At 52.3% G+C, this 16,513-nt stretch carries 15 protein-coding genes; 13 read left to right on the forward strand and 2 right to left on the reverse strand.

Annotated features, from left to right (window positions below; genetic code table 11):
• The first annotated feature begins 1 nt into the window (after position 1).
• From ACO1NT_RS07775 to mnhG, 6 genes are read left to right on the forward strand one after another with little or no spacing between them, the layout of a single operon-like run.
• Positions 2–415: a Na+/H+ antiporter subunit B gene (locus ACO1NT_RS07775; protein ID WP_449047958.1), complete on the forward strand. Its 414-nt coding sequence runs from the start codon at positions 2–4 to the stop codon at positions 413–415.
• A 2-nt stretch (positions 416–417) separates the two neighbouring features.
• Positions 418–774 (forward strand): Na+/H+ antiporter subunit C, encoded by a 357-nt coding sequence (locus ACO1NT_RS07780; RefSeq protein WP_449047959.1) that lies wholly within the window; start codon positions 418–420, stop codon positions 772–774.
• Positions 771–2,294 carry a proton-conducting transporter transmembrane domain-containing protein gene (locus ACO1NT_RS07785; protein WP_449047960.1) on the forward strand — a complete coding sequence of 508 codons (1,524 nt, stop codon included), beginning with the start codon at positions 771–773 and terminating at the stop codon, positions 2,292–2,294. The genes ACO1NT_RS07780 and ACO1NT_RS07785 overlap by 4 nt, the downstream gene beginning before the upstream one ends.
• A gap of 11 nt (positions 2,295–2,305) precedes the next feature.
• Positions 2,306–2,782 carry a Na+/H+ antiporter subunit E gene (locus ACO1NT_RS07790; protein WP_449047961.1) on the forward strand — a complete coding sequence of 159 codons (477 nt, stop codon included), beginning with the start codon at positions 2,306–2,308 and terminating at the stop codon, positions 2,780–2,782.
• Positions 2,779–3,051 (forward strand): cation:proton antiporter, encoded by a 273-nt coding sequence (locus ACO1NT_RS07795; protein ID WP_449047962.1) that lies wholly within the window; start codon positions 2,779–2,781, stop codon positions 3,049–3,051. Before ACO1NT_RS07790 ends, ACO1NT_RS07795 begins: the two co-directional genes overlap by 4 nt.
• Positions 3,048–3,419 carry a monovalent cation/H(+) antiporter subunit G gene (gene mnhG / locus ACO1NT_RS07800; RefSeq protein ID WP_449047964.1) on the forward strand — a complete coding sequence of 124 codons (372 nt, stop codon included), beginning with the start codon at positions 3,048–3,050 and terminating at the stop codon, positions 3,417–3,419. The genes ACO1NT_RS07795 and mnhG overlap by 4 nt, the downstream gene beginning before the upstream one ends.
• A 57-nt stretch (positions 3,420–3,476) precedes the next feature.
• Here the strand turns inward: mnhG and ACO1NT_RS07805 are convergent, their stop codons facing one another.
• Positions 3,477–4,598, reverse strand: coding sequence for a lactonase family protein (locus ACO1NT_RS07805; RefSeq protein WP_449047965.1), 1,122 nt, complete (start codon positions 4,596–4,598; stop codon positions 3,477–3,479).
• Between the two features lie 75 nt (positions 4,599–4,673).
• Between ACO1NT_RS07805 and ACO1NT_RS07810 the strand changes: the two genes are divergently transcribed.
• The 7 genes from ACO1NT_RS07810 to ACO1NT_RS07840 all read left to right on the forward strand — a co-directional run bounded on the left by ACO1NT_RS07810 (position 4,674) and on the right by ACO1NT_RS07840 (position 15,570).
• On the forward strand, positions 4,674–5,042 hold the full coding sequence (locus ACO1NT_RS07810; RefSeq protein ID WP_449047967.1) for a hypothetical protein: 369 nt from the start codon (positions 4,674–4,676) through the stop codon (positions 5,040–5,042).
• A gap of 3 nt (positions 5,043–5,045) precedes the next feature.
• Entirely contained in the window at positions 5,046–5,513 is a 468-nt protein-coding gene (locus tag ACO1NT_RS07815; RefSeq protein WP_449047969.1) for a hypothetical protein, read from the forward strand.
• A gap of 14 nt (positions 5,514–5,527) precedes the next feature.
• A complete protein-coding gene (locus ACO1NT_RS07820) occupies positions 5,528–6,712 on the forward strand; it encodes a DUF2062 domain-containing protein (RefSeq protein ID WP_449047970.1) in 1,185 nt (394 codons plus the stop codon).
• Between the two features lie 433 nt (positions 6,713–7,145).
• On the forward strand, positions 7,146–10,823 hold the full coding sequence (locus ACO1NT_RS07825; RefSeq protein ID WP_449047971.1) for a 1-acyl-sn-glycerol-3-phosphate acyltransferase: 3,678 nt from the start codon (positions 7,146–7,148) through the stop codon (positions 10,821–10,823).
• 70 nt (positions 10,824–10,893) lie between these two features.
• A complete protein-coding gene (locus ACO1NT_RS07830; RefSeq protein ID WP_449047972.1) occupies positions 10,894–11,388 on the forward strand; it encodes a hypothetical protein in 495 nt (164 codons plus the stop codon).
• Positions 11,389–11,503: 115 nt separating this feature from the next.
• Entirely contained in the window at positions 11,504–14,407 is a 2,904-nt protein-coding gene (locus ACO1NT_RS07835; protein ID WP_449047973.1) for a DNA gyrase/topoisomerase IV subunit A, read from the forward strand.
• Positions 14,408–14,535: 128 nt separating this feature from the next.
• Positions 14,536–15,570, forward strand: coding sequence for a threonine aldolase family protein (locus ACO1NT_RS07840; protein ID WP_449047974.1), 1,035 nt, complete (start codon positions 14,536–14,538; stop codon positions 15,568–15,570).
• Positions 15,571–15,597: 27 nt separating this feature from the next.
• On the opposite strand, the gene ACO1NT_RS07845 is transcribed toward ACO1NT_RS07840, so the two are convergent.
• Positions 15,598–16,513 (reverse strand): phenylacetate--CoA ligase family protein (locus ACO1NT_RS07845; protein ID WP_449047977.1); only part of this gene is annotated, 916 nt, incomplete at its 5' end.

The raw sequence follows: 16,513 nt of genomic DNA on the forward strand, positions 1-16,513 counted from the left end.
TATGAACAGTTCCATCTTAAAAACCGCATCCAGTTACCTGCTACCCATTTTGCTGCTTTTCTCGATATTTATCTTACTGCGGGGGCACTACCATCCGGGTGGTGGTTTTGTGGGCGGACTTATTGCGGCCATTGCCTTTGTTCTCCATAGTTTCACCCACGGCAATGCGGCCACACTCAAGCTGCTTCGCACCCACCCGAATGCGTTTATCCCCCTGGGTCTTGGGTTGGCGGCACTCAGCATGTTTGCGCCCATGCTCGGTGGCGAGCCCGTGATGACCGGTCTATGGTTCAATGAGCCATTCCCGGTGATCGGCATGATAGGCTCGGCCCTTTTTTTCGACCTGGGGGTGTACTTGGTTGTCATCGGCGTGGTCCTTACCATCTTGTTTACCATTGCCCAATATAGCGAGTAACCATGGAAATCGTATTTATCATACTGATTGCCGTACTATATGCCGGTGGCATATTCATGCTCCTCCGGCGTAGTATGGTTAAGCTACTCATCGGCATCACCCTGTTGGGCAACGGTGCCAACCTCTTGATTTTCCTGTTGGGGAACATTACGAAGGGCAAGCCACCGGTCATCGATAGCGCAGCCAAGTTATTCACCGATATTTATGCCGACCCCGTTCCACAAGCCTTGATATTAACGGCCATCGTTATCGGTTTCGGTATCCAGTCCTTTGCCATCGTTTTGTTAAAGCGGGTGTATGTGTTGGTCAATTCGGACGACCTTGATGATTTGAATACGCCGGAAGAAGAAGATATATGATCGATAACACCATTGTTTTTCCCGTTGTTGTCCACCTGTTCACCGCCATCCTGCTGTTGTTTTTTTGGCGCAAAACCGTTGCCCACCGCATCATCAGCATCGCCGGAAGCGCCATCGGCATGCTGGTGGCTATCCGGCTATTCAGCACCGTGTGGCGAGGCGGCATCCTCACCATGCAAGCCGCCGGTTGGGATTCGCCCTTCGGCATCACGTTCGTAGCCGATGTATTCAGTAGTAGCATGGTGCTCCTCACCTCCTTTTCGGGTCTCGCCGTTTCCGTCTTCTCAGCTACCGGTATTGCGCGCAGCCGCATTATATACGGTTATTTCCCTATCTTCCATTTCCTGTTGATGGGACTGAATGGCGCTTTCCTTACGGGCGATATCTTCAATCTCTACGTGTGGTTTGAGGTCATCATCATCGCGTCATTTGTATTGATGACCCTCGGTGGTCGCAAAGCGCAAATCGAGGGTTCGGTAAAGTACATGGCCATGAATATCCTGGCTTCCACGTTTTTCCTTACCGGCATCGCCATCCTGTACGGCATCACGGGCACACTCAATATGGCCGACCTGTCGCTCAAGGTGGCAGCATTGGAAAACCAGACCTTGGCAAACATCACTGCGATGTTTTTCATCATCGGCTTCGGCATCAAATCGGCAGTATTCCCGCTTTATTTCTGGCTACCCTCGTCATACCACACCCCACCCTCGGCCGTAGCGGCCATCTTTGGTGGTTTGCTCACCAAGGTAGGCATCTATGCCCTTTTCCGGATGTTTACGCTCATTTTCATCCCCGATGAATTCACTCGCACCTTGCTCATCGGCATCGCCATCTTTACCATCCTCACCGGTGCTTTCGGTGCTATCATCAAAAATAACATCCGGCGCATGTTTTCATACCTCATTGTGTGCCATATCGGGTTCATGGTGGGTGGCTTGGGCATGTATTCGGAGGTTGCCCTCACCGGCGCATTGTTTTACCTATTCCACGATATCATGGTCAAAACCAACATATTCCTTATTGCCGGGCTTATCCGAAAGCTTCGGGGCACGATGAACATGGATAAGCTTGGTGGCCTGTACGCCCAGTACCCACTTTTATCGCTGGTCATGGCCATCGTGCTCTTCTCTTTAGTAGGTATCCCGCCGCTATCGGGTTTCTGGCCCAAAATCCATTTATTCGAAGCTGGCTTTATGGATCACCAGTATACTTTGATAGCGACCATCATTATCGGTAGCTTTGCTACCTTGTATGTTATCTCCATGATGTGGGCCAAGGTCTTTTGGAAAGACCGGCCGACGGTGAAAGGTGAGACGGTGTCTAGAGATGATTTCCAGCAGTTAAGTCCCTCCCGGAAATCGCTGCTCGTGGCACCTATTGTTTTTCTGGCCGGCATCACGCTTTACATTGGACTGGGCGCCGAAAACATCACGGCAGTGGCCCGGCATATTGCAGGTGAGATGAAAGACACCACGCCTTACATCGATGCAGTTTTGGGAACGAATGAATCACCGTAAAAGGTACAGCTATGGTTAAGCATTTTTTAATGAACCTATTACTCGCCTTTACCTGGGTCGCTTTGACAGGGGTATTATATTACTCGAATTTCTTGTTCGGATTTGCCATCGGTTTTTTCCTCCTGTGGCTGATGAACCGTAACGAAACTGACCAGCGGTATTTCAACCGGGTTCCTAAAATCATCGGGTTCGTTTTGTATTTTATTTATGAAATGGTGAAAGCCAATATCCAAGTAGCCTACGATGTGGTGACGCCGAAATTCTTCATGAAGCCCGGTATCGTCAGGTATCCCATGGAAGCAAAGAGCGATTTCGAGATCAACATGCTTTCCACGATGATTGCGTTAACGCCGGGCACACTGGTGATTGACGTGAGTAAAGACCGGAAGGCCATCTACATCCATGCGATGTACATGAAAAGTAGGGAAGATTTTATCGAACAGATTAAAGAACGCGTTGAGCGAAGACTATTGGAAATTATCCGATGACATTAGACAGTTACATTGATTATGTGATTTTACCGATACTAGCGGTATCACTGCTGTTGGTATTTGTCCGGCTCTTCAAGGGGCCCGACATCGTAGACCGCGTCATCGCGTTAGATCTACTCATTACCATCGGCATCAGTGTCATCACCGTTTATAGTATCAGTACCGGCAAATCGACACTGATCGACGTGGCCATGATCTTGGCCCTCATAGCCTTTCTAGGCACGATCGCGTTTTCCTATTACATTGAAAAAAGGGGGCGGAAATGATAGATATCATCATCGGCGTGCTCTGCACCATAGGGGCACTCGCCATTCTCATCGCCGCAGTCGGTATTTTAAGGATGCCCGATTTTTACCTGCGATTATCCGTTACGGTAAAGGCCGCTACATTGGGTGGCGGATTGTTGCTGCTAAGCGCAGCCTTTTATTTTCCGGAGGAAGTGTCCGTCACCACGAAAGCACTGGCCATTATCTTTTTCCTGATACTCACTGCCCCCGTAGCCGCCCACCTCGTCGCGCGTACCGCTTACCTAATCAAGACAGATCAGTGGGAAGGTACTGGCCAAGATGACCTGGCCGGCAAGTATGATGAAGAGACGCATGAACTCGATAGTGGTGAATCTGCGGGAGAATGAGATTGTAAACATGTACGCATGTGACTTTCCGCGCTTCAGACCAACCATTTCACAGGTTCACAGATCAGCAAAAACCAGACAAACCGGCGATCCGACGTTTATCCGTTTGCCCGTATCCGCAAGCAACCCTGTGGCGGTATCCCGTTCAAAGACAACCACCTCATCGGATTGTTGGTTGGCCACCAGCAGGTATTTCCCATCGGGCGACAAGGCAAAGTTCCGCGGCCCACGGCCCAGCACTGACTGGTTTCCGATCTTGGTCAATTTGCCCGAAGCTGTATCCACCCCATAAATCGCCAGCGTATGGGCATCGCCGCGGTTGGATGCGTAAAGGAATTGACCATCGGGCGATAGCTTGATATCCGCCGCGCCATCCGCGCCGGTGAAATCCGCTTCGTTTATCGACACCTCCTGAATGGCCTCCCAGCTCTTCTCGCGCTGTTGGTAAACCACCACCGTGGCAGCCATCTCCTGCACCAAATAAATAAATCGGCCATCGGCCGACAACGTTATGTGACGCGGGCCACCACCGGGCGTAGCTGAAATGAAAGGCTGCGCCGCGACTGCCAATGGCTCACTGGCTTCCTCCGGCCGGAAATCGTAGATATGCAACTTATCGGTGCCCAGATCCTGTACAAACAATTGTGTTTCGTCTGGATTGAAAAAAGCAGAATGTACATGCGGAGCCAACTGCCGTTGCGGGTCGGGACCGCTACCCTGGTGGTGAATTTGCTGCACCAAACCGCCCAAACTTCCCGACGGGCCAATAGGGAACACGCTAACGCTACCCCCTGAATAGTTGGAGACGATAACATGGGTGCCCGCTCGGTTGGTCGCCACATGGCAGGGGTGATCACCCAACGTTAGCTGCCGGTTTAGGAACGTCAACTTACCGGTCTCGTTGTCGTAAGCATAGGCACTCATCGCCCCTTTCCCCTCGCCGTTCTCATTTACGGCATAAACATGCGTTCCGTCCGCACTCAGCGCCAAAAATGACGGGTTTTCGGATACCATGCTGCTTACCAGCGTGGCGTCGCCGGTTTCAAGGTCAAAATCATACACATACATACCTACACTTTTACCGCTCTGGGTATACGTGCCGGTAAGTAAACGGATATGTTGGGCAAATATCATCAGCGGGGATGCCATTAAAAATAAGCAAATTTTCAGGAATTTCATACGCTTGTCATCGTGAATCTTTCAATATTAACAAAAATCCACTTATATTCCGGTTCTTTTTTACTTTTGCTCCTTATGTCGCTGTTACAGGATTTTTATTCGGTCATTGCCTTTACCACAGATGGGGCCAAGGTATCGGCATCGATTTCACTCAATGGTAGCCATTCGGTGTTTCAAGGCCATTTCCCCGGCAACCCGGTAACGCCCGGCGTATGCATGATGCAAATCATCAAGGAACTGGCGGAAAAGTGGGCGGCATCTCCATTGATGTTGAAAAAGGCACGGAACGTCAAGTTCATGGCTATCATCAATCCCATACAACATCCAAACATTCAGGTCGAATTGGATGTTGAAGAGGAAGATGGGTTGCTTTCCATCAAGAGCACGACATCATTTGAAGACACCACAGCCCTTAAATTCAGTGGTATTTTCCAAAAAGTTTAGGTTATGAAGAAGCTGTTTTCGCTCATCCTACTTCTATCCTACACCGTGATCGCCGGTGCTCAAGACCTCGATACGCTTCGGCTGCTTTATCGGAATGCGACCCAATCGAAAGAGCAAGCACAAGCATTTTACGGCCCATTGGCCAAGGTGACCAAAAATGACCAGCCGGTACGGGTAGCTTACAAAGGTGCTGGACTCATGCTGCTGGCCCGCTACGAAAAACTGACCGACCGGGGGCCGAAAGTAAAGGAAGCTATCACCTGGATCGAGCAGGCCGTTGCCGACGATCCGGATAATGCAGAGATCAGGCTTATTCGGCTCAGTGTGCAAGAACACCTGCCCAAGTTTCTGAAATACAATGCCAACATTGAAGATGATCGGCTATTCATCCAACAGGCATTGCCCGCACTGGAAGACGCAGGATTGAAAGCCATGATCAACGGGTATTTCGATACGTTTTCAACCGACTGAAAGAATGAACCTGAATGACCAGTAACGAGGTACTCGCTTCCATCGATGGCTGTGTAATCATTCCCACCTACAACAACGCCAAAACGCTGGCGCGGGTGCTGGATGGCGTCAGGCAATATACGGTGCGGATCATCGTCGTTAACGACGGGTCCACCGATGACACGCCGAGCATCCTGGCCGCATATACCGACATCACCGCCATCCACCTGCCACACAATAAAGGCAAGGGCCACGCCCTGCGCACTGGCTTCCGGGAGGCGGAGGCGCAGGGGTTCGACTACGCCATAACCATCGACTCGGACGGCCAGCATTTCCCCGATGACATTCCCATATTCGTTCGCGCTATTGAGACCGAGGGCATGGCGTTGCTGATTGGCGACCGCAATATGGAGCGCGATGGCATCCCTGGAAAGAGCAGCTTCGGCAACCGTTTTTCCAATTTCTGGTTCCGTTTCGAAACCGGCATTTCGTTATCCGACACGCAATCAGGCTTCCGGCTATACCCACTCAACGCCCTGCGGAATATCCGTTTCTATACCTCCAAGTTCGAGTTTGAGATCGAAGTCATCGTCAAGGCAGCTTGGCGTGGCATACCGGTGCGCAATGTGCCCATCAGGGTGTTGTATGACCCTACGGAACGCGTGTCGCACTTCCGGCCATTCCGCGATTTCACCCGCATCAGCATCCTCAACACGTGGCTGGTGCTGGTTACATTACTTTATATCCGGCCGCGCGACTATTTCCGGACCTTCCGGAAGAAAGGGTTTCGGCGTTTTTTCTTTGAAGACCTATTGCACAGCGATGATCCCGCCTGGAAAAAGGCTTCGTCCGTGGCTTTGGGCGTATGGATCGGATTGTCGCCGTTCTGGGGCTTCCAGACGATTATCGTGTTGTTTCTGGCCGTAGTCTTACGCCTCAATAAACTCATTGCTTTCGCTTTTTCGAATGTCAGTATCCCCCCCCTTATTCCGTTCATCATCTATGCATGTATTCAAATAGGTTCCTTCGTGGTGGGGTCGCCAACCGAGACCGCTTTTAACTGGCAGGAAATCGACACGTACCGACCGTTTATCCGACAGCACCTCACGGAATATCTTTTGGGGAGCACGATATTGGCTACCACCGGCGCCGGTATATTCGGTTTGGCAAGCTATTTCGTGCTGACTTGGCGTAGCCACCACCCCCCGAAAATACAATAATCACCCACGAGGTGGGTATCAACGATCGGGTTATTCGCTGCCCCGATGGTGGAGAATCGTACCAGAACTCACACAAGGCTGTGGTATTTTTGGCACGATTTGACACCTCAGCGTATTTTCTTACCAAAGAAAAATACCTAACTTTCTGATTACCAACTTAAATTGGTCAATTATTTCCGAAATCTGATTTGATTTGAGATAAATCAACAAATCAGATCAACTCTGTCGCAAATCAAATCAACTTTACCACGCATCCAATCAACTTTACCACGCATCCAATCAACTTCATCACACATCAAATTTACTTTGCGTCAAATCCAATCAACTTTGCGCTGCATCCGACCAGCCCTATTGCCGATTTGTTCGCCCCCGCTATCTTATCATACGCCATTGCGATAAATCTCCTACCTTTGCCGAGACAAATTGCGTGCAGTTGGCCTCATTCTTTTATTCCATATATAACTACCTGAAGAAGCATCGAGCCGTGTTCTTTGTCTCCATGCCTCTGGTGTTCATCGTGATCGCGTACTGGGCCAGTAGAATCCGGTTTGAAGAAGATATCACGAAGCTTATTCCTACCGGGGACGATGCCGCGCACGTGACCGAAGTGCTGAATTCGGCTAATTTTGCTGACAAGATAGTCATCAACATCGCCGCTTCGGAAAAGGGCGACGTCACCGCACTCAAAGCATATGCCGATAGCTTCGCAACAGTCATCGGAGGAGCAGCTGCTCCTTATATCCAACGACTGCAGGTGCGGCTCGGAGACGATCAGCTTTCCGAGCTCTTGGCGCTGGTGTCGGATAACCTACCGCTCTTCCTCGATGAAAACGACTACCACCGCATCGATTCATTGCTACAGCCCGACTCGATAGCGTCCATCGTGGCCCGTACTTACCGGGCCATCACCGCTCCGCAAAGCTTCGTTACGGCGCCGATGCTCCGGCAGGACCCGCTAGGCCTTGCCTCCATGGGGCTCCGCAAATTCCAACGGTTGCAATCGGACGATGGAATCACTCTTGACGACGGGTATCTGCTTGCAGGTGGGGGTAACAACCTGCTTGCGTTCATTTCTACCAGCGCCGGGGCCAGCGAAACCGCCCGGAACACCGAGTTCGTCCGCATCCTCGACAGCACCATCACCGGGTTGAACACCGCCTTTGAAGGTCGCGCCACCGCCGAATACTTCGGGGCTACCGCCATGGCCGTAGCCAATGCCCAGCAGATCAAACACGACATCCGCAATACGTTATCCATCGCCTTGGTAGCCCTGATTGCCCTGTTCATCTATTTTTATCGACGGATTACCATCCCACTCATCATCATCCTTCCAGCCGCCTTCGGCAGCCTGCTGGCGATCGCGGTGCTGTACTGGCTCAAAGGCACCATATCGGCCATATCCATTGGCATCGGCTCGGTACTATTGGGGCTTACGCTCGACTATTCCCTGCACATCCTCACCCATTATCGCGGTACCGGCGATGTAAAGCGGCTGTTTGAAAGCACCACCAAACCGTTACTGATGTGTGCCATTTTCACGGCCGTCGATTTCCTGTGCCTACTGTTCCTCCATTCCGATGTACTGAAGGATCTTGGCATATTCGCCGCCGTGAGCGTGCTGGGCGCAGCACTTTTCTCGCTGGTTTTCATCCCACAGGTGTATTCGCCGCGACGTGAAGTGACCTTGCGCCAAAACACGTTCATCGACGCTATTGCACGGTATGACTTCAGCCGCAACAAATGGGCATTAGGGATCGGTGTTTTGCTTACCCTCATGAGTTTGTTCACATTCCGACAGGTCGGCTTCAATGACAACCTCGCGACGTTGAACTATCAGCCCGAACCCCTCAAGCAGTCGGAGCAACGACTCGACTCGCTTATGGAGTATGCGGCCAAGTCGATTTACCTCGTAGCCTACGGCTACGACACCGAAGAGGCGTTGGCACGCAATACCGAACTTTTCCAGCAATTGGAGCGCTTAGAAGCCGAAGGTGCCATCCTGGGTTTCCAGTCGGTTGGCGGCATTGCCAGTGCCCCCGCCCAACAGCTAGCAAAAATCGAACGTTGGAACCGATTTTGGTCGGCCGACAAGAAAGCGTACCTCGTGCAGCAACTCCGCACCGAGGGAACCCGTGCGGGTTTCAAAGACAATCTCTTCCAGCCTTTTTTTGAAACGTTATCGCAATCCTTCACGTCATTAGGTAAAGCTGACCAGCAGCTGCTTGACACACTCTTTCTGGTCGATTTTATGAGCCACGGTCCCCAACTCACCACGGTGACAACGATTGTGAAGGTTGCAGAGGAGCAGGCAACGCAGCTCACGCAGTCCTTTACCGATGCCGACCGCGGCATCGTGGCCATCGACCGTAAACAGGTACAGGAAGCGCTGTTGGGCAATCTCGAAAAGGACTTCAACAACCTCTTCTTCATCGCCTCCATCGCCGTCTTCATTGTTACCTTCCTCTTTTTCGGCAGCTTGGAGCTCACGCTCGTCACCAACCTCCCTATCTTTCTGGGCTGGCTGGTTACGTTGGGCCTCATGGGCTTGTTCGGTATCGACTTCAACGCCTTCAACATCATCATTACCACATTGATTTTCGGCCTAGGGGTCGACTATTCCATCTTTGTCACGAAGGGGCTGCTCGAACAATACACCTACGGCCGAGCAGATATGCCCGCTTATAAATCGGGTGTCGTGATGTCCGCGCTTGCCACCATGCTCTGTTTTGGCATCCTGGTCTTCGCCAAGCATCCTGCTATCCATTCCATCTCCATCATCCCCCTTATTGGATTGTTAGTGGTGGTGCTCATGTCGTTCTCCATCCAGCCTTATCTTTTCCGCTTGTTTATCAGCGGGCCGCAGGCCAAGGGCAACACCCCTTGGCGGCTTGTCAACCTCATCCTCACTGGTTTTACCTTTGGCTATTTCTTCCTTGGGGGAATGGCTGTTAGCGTTCTGGGGCGCTTGCTCATCCCCATGGTACCTATAAGCAGGAAGAAGAAATTCAGGGCGTTCCACCGTGTGCTGCAGCTATTTTTCCACAACCTCATGTACCGTACGCCGGGTATCCACATGGCTGTGCTGGACCGCAACGACGACGCGCACCAATCGCCCGCCATCATCATTGCCAATCACACATCCATTTTGGATACGCCTACCATGGGGCTCTTGCACCCCATGCAGGTATTCATGATGAACGACCGCCAGTTGCACTCTCCGTTCTTCGGCCGTGCCATGCGCATGGTGGGTGCCCACCCCGCGTCGGGTAACCGGCCCGATGACCTCGACAAGCTACGCATGAAAATCAACCAGGGTTATTCCGTCATCGTATTCCCCGAGGGCACACGCTCGCGCACCACCGCTATCCAACGATTCCACAAAGGGGCGTTCTACCTCGCGGAGCAGCTCCAGGTCGACATCCAACCTGTGCTGATCCACGGCAACGTCCATGCATTGCCCAAGAACGACAATATGCTCAAGCCGGGGCCGATTACGATGAAGTTCCTGCCGCGGATTACGCCCAGCGATACCACCTTCGGCACCGGCTATGTCGAGCGTACCAAGAAGATTTCCGCGTATTTCAAGCAGGAATTCCGGGCACTGCGCAACGAGCGGGAGCCGGCAGACTACTTCAGGAAGAAACTTCTGCTCAACTACGTGTACAAGCCGAAAGCCATCCAGCGGGAGGTGAAGGCCGTTTTCCACCAGCGCAAGGACGGCTACCACCGGCTGTTGCGGCTGTTGCCGCTCAAGGGCACGTTCTTGCACCTGGGCTGCGGCTACGGTGTATTGGATTTCCTGTTGGTGTACGACAGTGCCCTGCGGCAGGTAACGGGCTGGGATCCTGATGCGGAGCGGGTAGCTGCCGCGCAACATACGTTTACGGTAAACCGCTACCCCCTGCGGTTCACTGTCGACATGCATGCATTTGAGGGATATGACGTGCTGATCGTGTCCCCTAGTGCCAACATCGATTGGCAAGCGGTTCAGTACCTTCCGGCGTGGGTCGTGCTGGAAGATGCTTCTGCGGATGTGCCGGCGTTATTACGGAGGCGGGGGTACGTACTGAAGTTGGAGGCAGCGGGATTGGCAGTGTACACCACGAGCTAACACAAAAATTATTAACTTTATCATCAAAACCGGTTCATTGTTTTTGTGACACAACTTTACGTCTTTTAATATGGTCAGTTTTGAATTTTCACTTATCTGGTTTTCGAAGTATGCGGCAACCTTAGGAAAAGGTTGGACTCGAGTCGTTATTATGATCATCACATTTTTATCCATGATAAATACCGGCATCTCCCAGGAACTCCCTAAAATCGGCCAGATTTGGAGGGGAGAAAAGACAGGTCGAAAAATTTACCTTCCGCCACCAGCAGATTTTGCAGATGAAGTTGCTTTTTCTATAGAAGGCGTCGTGTTCAGAGGTGGGGTTTCGGACGATAATGAAATCATTTCCGTTTCAACGGTGGACTCGACTTTCGAGATTAATGGAAAAACGTATATAAATAATCAGCTTGGCGATTTTAGGAATAAAGACGAAATCAAGTTAGTCCCCGGATGGGGGCATTATCTTCCCTTGGACGACGGCTGGTATGCCTGTTTCCATTATCATCGGCCTATTGCTGACTCTTCCAAGGTACTTTTTGTTTTCAAGTATAAATTTTCTTACTGAACCAGAAAAATGACATTTAAGGAATTGTATGCCATTTAACCAAGAGACTTGCGAAAAAAACCAACTTTGACTAAGTTTGGGTCGCGATTAACGGAGATAACAGCGACACGATTTCATGAGCGACGAAACGAACCCCGTACCCAGCGACAGCGGGGACAATGATACGACAGATCAACTCGGCGGCAGCCAAACCATCCCCCTATCGGGGCTTTACGAAAACTGGTTCCTGGACTACGCTTCCTACGTCATCCTCGACCGGGCCGTGCCCCACATCAACGACGGTTTCAAGCCCGTACAACGGCGTATCCTGCATTCGCTGAAGGAGATGGACGACGGCCGGTTCAATAAGGCGGCCAACGTGATTGGTAATACCATGAAGTACCACCCGCACGGTGATGCATCCATCGGCGATGCCATGGTGCAGATCGGCCAGAAAGACCTTCTTATCGACCGACAAGGCAACTGGGGTGACCCTATTACCGGCGATTCGGCCGCTGCACCGCGCTACATCGAGGGTCGTCTCTCCAAATTCGCAAACGACGTGGTTTTCAATCCTGATACCACGGAGTGGCAGCTCAGCTACGATGGCCGTAACCGCGAACCGGTTACCCTGCCCGTCAAGTTCCCGCTCCTATTGGCCCAAGGAGCGGAGGGGATTGCCGTGGGACTGGCGACCAAGATCATGCCACACAACTTCATCGAGCTCATCGATGCGTCTATCGAGGTGTTGCAGGGCGGGCGCCCCAATCTATTGCCCGACTTCCCTACCGGCGGCCAGGCCGATTGCTCCGCCTACAACGAAGGCCAACGTGGCGGCAAAATCCGCGTGCGCGCCAAGATCGAAGAGCGCGACAAAAAAACACTCGCCATCACCGAGATCCCCTACGGAACCACCACCGGCGGGCTCATCGACAGTATCGTTACCGCCAACGATAAAGGCAAAATCAAAATCAAGAAAATCGAGGATAATACGGCGCAAAACGTGGAGATCATCGTCCATCTGGCACCGGGCATCTCGCCCGATATGACCATCGATGCCCTATATGCATTCACCTCGTGCGAAGTGTCCATCTCGCCCAACACCTGTGTGATACGCGGTGATAAACCACACTTCATGAGTGTGAACGACATCCTTATTGCCAATACGAAGCAGACGAAAGCCCTCCTCAAGCAGGAACTCGAAATCCGCCTCAGAGAGCTGCAGGAAAAGATATTCTTCAGCAGCCTCCTCAAGATTTTCATCCAAGAGGGGATGTACAAACACGCTGAGTACGAAAACTCGGGCGACTTCGATACTGTAGTGCAGGTACTCACTAAACTATTTACCCCATTTTTCGACCAGTTTTACCGCGAAATCCTACCTGACGATTACCGTAAATTAATTGATAAGCCCATGAGCAGCATCACCCGCTTTGATGTGAAAAAGGCGGATGAACAACTGGCGGCGCTAGAGGAAGAGATTAAAAAGGTACGCCACCACCTCCGGCATCTCACGGATTATGCCATCGCATGGTTCGAGCGCCTCAAAAAGCAATATGGCAAGGGGCGCGAGCGGAAAACAGAACTGCGGGCGTTCGACCGGGTCGAGGCAGCCCAAGTAGCATTGGCCAACGTAAAGCTATACGTGAACCGTGTGGACGGATTCGTCGGTACCGGCCTGCGCAAAGATGAATACGTAGGTGACTGCTCCGACCTCGACGACATCATCGTCTTCCGCAACGACGGCAAATTCCTAGTAACCAAGGTACAGGATAAAGTGTTTGTGGGCAAAGACGTTATCCACGTGGCCGTATTCAAAAAGGGCGACGACCGTACCGTGTACAACCTGATTTACCGCGATGGGAAGACGGGCACATCTTATGTAAAACGGTTTTCGGTATTGGGGGTTACGCGCGACAAGGAATACGACCTCACCAAAGGCGAGAAAGGATCGCGCGTGCAGTATTTTACGGCTAATCCCAATGGCGAGGCTGAGGTAGTGGGCATACAACTCAAGCCGCAGTCGAAGCTCCGTAAACTGCAATTCGATATCGATTTTGCAGAGGTAGCCATCAAGGGCCGGAGTTCGCAGGGCAATATCGTTACCAAATACCCAATCAAAAAAATCACCTTGAAAAGCAAGGGTGTATCCACCTTAGCTGGCCGTAAGGTGTGGTTCGATGATGTACTCAAGCGGCTCAATGCCGACGGTCGCGGCCAGTATCTCGGGGAGTTTGACGGCGACGACAAGATCCTGACGGTAATGGCCGACGGCACTTACGAGCTGACAAGCTTCGACCTGAACAACCACTTTGACGACAAGTTGCTCCGCATCGAGCAATACAACCCCCAACAGGTATACAGCGTGGTGCACCGCGATGGCAAGTCGAGCATTTACTACGTAAAACGGTTCGTGTTTGACGACCTGCCCATCGGCAAGCGCACCTCGATCATCAACGACGAGCCGGGCTCCAAATTGATTCTCATTACCAACGCAGCTACCCCCATCGTACAAGTAGACATCCGCAAGGGGAAATCACGCACGGCCGAAAGCGTAGAGCAGAACCTTGTTGACATCATTGATGTAAAGGGAATGAAGGCACAGGGCAACCGGTTGAGTTCGCACGACGTGGCCAAGGTAACGTTACTCACTGCGGAGGAGCCGGCGACGGAAACACCGATGGCGGCGGCGCCCGCGCCTGTGGACCAACCGGAAAGTACCCCCGAAAATGCACCAGTGCCCGAAGGCGAATTGAAAGCGACACCGATACCCAAAGAAGAACCGATACCTACGGATGCCCCGAAAACCCAAAAAGAAGCGGAAAAGCCAGCGCCCAAAGCACCAAAGCCAGCCGATAAGGCTGAAAGCATAAGAAAGGAAACTCAAAAAGGAACACCGGAAAAGGAGCCTGGACAGGAAGAAAAAAAGGTGGAGGATACGAGCACTCCTTCGGCCAAGCCAAAACCAAAGGTCGATTTTGAAATCACCAACCCCGATGACATCCGTGTGGACGACAACGGGCAGATGGGATTGTTTTGATAGTACTCCCGCCATCATTCCACCATACCGTAGCGGATGCTTATATCAAGCCGCAATACCGAGCGCCCTGGGTTTTTCCCACCGTGTGACAGTGGAAAAATATTATAATTACCCATATAACAACGGAGATGAGTGCATTTATCCACTTTTTCAGAGACGACTACAGCGAAGGCTGCCACCCCAATATCTTGCGTGCACTGGAAGAAACCGCACTCATCCAGCAAATCGGCTATGGCCGTGATGACTATTCCATCGAGGCCAGAGCGGCAATTGCTAAACTGATACCGGGATACGATGCCGACATCCATTTCGTATCCGGCGGCACACAGGCTAACCTGGTCGTCATCGCAGCAGCACTGAAACCTTACCAATCTGTCGTCGCGGCGCAGACCGGGCACATCAACGGACACGAAGCGGGCGCCATTGAGGCGACCGGGCACCGCGTGGAAATCGTCGATACGACCGACGGTAAAGTAACCGTGGACCGGCTGGAGCCGCTGGTAGCCCAATTGGGCAACGCCAACAGTACCCAGCCTAAGATGGTGTACCTATCGAACACGACCGAACTGGGCACAGTATACAGCAAAGTGGAACTCACCGCCCTATCCGCCTTCTGTCGCACACAGGGATGGTACCTTTTCCTCGATGGAGCACGACTGCCAGCAGCGCTGACTGCGGCTGGCAACGACCTGACATTGGCAGACATTGGGGCACTCACTGATGCATTTTCCATTGGCGGCACCAAGAACGGCGGCTTATTCGGTGAAGTGCTGGTGATGGTCCACCCCGAACTGCGGAGCGGCTTTGGCTACCATCTCAAGCAGCGGGGGGCCTTATTGGCAAAAGGCCGGGTGTTGGGGCTACAATTCCGCGAACTATTCCGCGATAATCTGATCTTCGAGTTGGCGGGCCACGCCAATGCGCAGGCACAAATCATGGCCCAGGCCCTTGAAAAGCTGGGTTATCCCTTTCTCGTGCCGCCGTGCTCCAACCAGCTTTTCCCGATATTGCCTAAATGGGTTATCGACAAACTCGCGGAAAAATACCTATTCCACGTTTGGCAACCGATCGACCGGGAACACGCGGCCATTCGGCTGGTAACCTCATGGGCGACCACCGAGGCGGTCTGTACGCAATTCATACGTGAGCTTATGAGCGTATAAGTATGTGGGTTTCGAAAACTATGGAGCTCAACGCGGCTTGCGGCGATCGAACAACGTCACGCTTTTTCGGGAGTTTTCGGGAAACTTCATCCGGTTGATGTCGTCGATGGATGCAAAAACAATCTTGGGGCTGACCCGGAGTTTTGCGCGGAACCGATCCTTGATTTTCAACAGCAGCTCGTCTGATACTGTACCGGCACCGACCTTTACCGTAATTTCGTCTTCGCCAAACTCATCGGAAGCGATTTCAATCACATAATTCACAATCTCTTCCATGTCGTTCAGTAAATCGAACAGCGCCGGCGGATACAGAGTGGTGCCTTTGTATTTGACCATCTGGTTTTTGCGGCCGATGACGGGGCCGAGCCGCAGGGTGGTCCGCCCGCACGCACAGGGCGCATAATGGGGCTGCACGATATCGCCGGTTTTAAAGCGCAACAACGGCATGCCTTCCACGCCCAGCGTGGTAACAACCAATTCACCCGCCTCACCTTCATCCACCGGCCGGCCTTCCTCGTCCACAAACTCGGTAATGAGGAGCTCGGGGTGGTGGTGCCCCCCTGCCCCATGAGCGCATTCGGTAAAGGCCGTGGCCATCTCCGTAGAGGCATAGGTAGAAAAAAGCTGGATGTCCCACTTGCTACTTATCCGGCTGGCCAATGCATTGAGCGAGAAGTCGGGGTTACGGATGGGCTCACCGATGCAGAGGGCCTTCTTTATGCTGGTTTGCCGGTAATCGATGCCGTTGGCTTCGGCAAATTCGATCATTTTCAGCAAGAACGAGGGTACGCATACCAATGCATCGGGTTTTACGCTCGCGATGGTGCCCCACTGCAGCTCGGGAACACCCGACCCCACCCGCACCACGCCGATACCGGCCCTGCGGGCGCCCAGAAAATAAGCCAGACCGGCCACAAAACCGCGGTCGAGGGTGGTGGTGAGC

The sequence above is a fragment of the Parapedobacter sp. genome (assembly GCF_053550995.1).

Excerpts from the sequence above, each read along its gene's own strand:
- ACO1NT_RS07795 (WP_449047962.1), top strand. The coding sequence starts at position 2,779 with ATGACATTAGACAGTTACATTGATTATGTGATTTTACCGATACTAGCG.
- ACO1NT_RS07790 (WP_449047961.1), top strand. The coding sequence starts at position 2,306 with ATGGTTAAGCATTTTTTAATGAACCTATTACTCGCCTTTACCTGGGTC.
- ACO1NT_RS07775 (WP_449047958.1), top strand. The coding sequence starts at position 2 with ATGAACAGTTCCATCTTAAAAACCGCATCCAGTTACCTGCTACCCATT.
- ACO1NT_RS07820 (WP_449047970.1), top strand. The coding sequence starts at position 5,528 with ATGACCAGTAACGAGGTACTCGCTTCCATCGATGGCTGTGTAATCATT.
- ACO1NT_RS07785 (WP_449047960.1), top strand. The coding sequence starts at position 771 with ATGATCGATAACACCATTGTTTTTCCCGTTGTTGTCCACCTGTTCACC.
- ACO1NT_RS07780 (WP_449047959.1), top strand. The coding sequence starts at position 418 with ATGGAAATCGTATTTATCATACTGATTGCCGTACTATATGCCGGTGGC.
- ACO1NT_RS07830 (WP_449047972.1), top strand. The coding sequence starts at position 10,894 with ATGGTCAGTTTTGAATTTTCACTTATCTGGTTTTCGAAGTATGCGGCA.
- ACO1NT_RS07835 (WP_449047973.1), top strand. The coding sequence starts at position 11,504 with ATGAGCGACGAAACGAACCCCGTACCCAGCGACAGCGGGGACAATGAT.
- ACO1NT_RS07815 (WP_449047969.1), top strand. The coding sequence starts at position 5,046 with ATGAAGAAGCTGTTTTCGCTCATCCTACTTCTATCCTACACCGTGATC.
- ACO1NT_RS07840 (WP_449047974.1), top strand. The coding sequence starts at position 14,536 with ATGAGTGCATTTATCCACTTTTTCAGAGACGACTACAGCGAAGGCTGC.
- ACO1NT_RS07810 (WP_449047967.1), top strand. The coding sequence starts at position 4,674 with ATGTCGCTGTTACAGGATTTTTATTCGGTCATTGCCTTTACCACAGAT.
- ACO1NT_RS07805 (WP_449047965.1), bottom strand. The coding sequence starts at position 4,598 with ATGAAATTCCTGAAAATTTGCTTATTTTTAATGGCATCCCCGCTGATG.
- mnhG (WP_449047964.1), top strand. The coding sequence starts at position 3,048 with ATGATAGATATCATCATCGGCGTGCTCTGCACCATAGGGGCACTCGCC.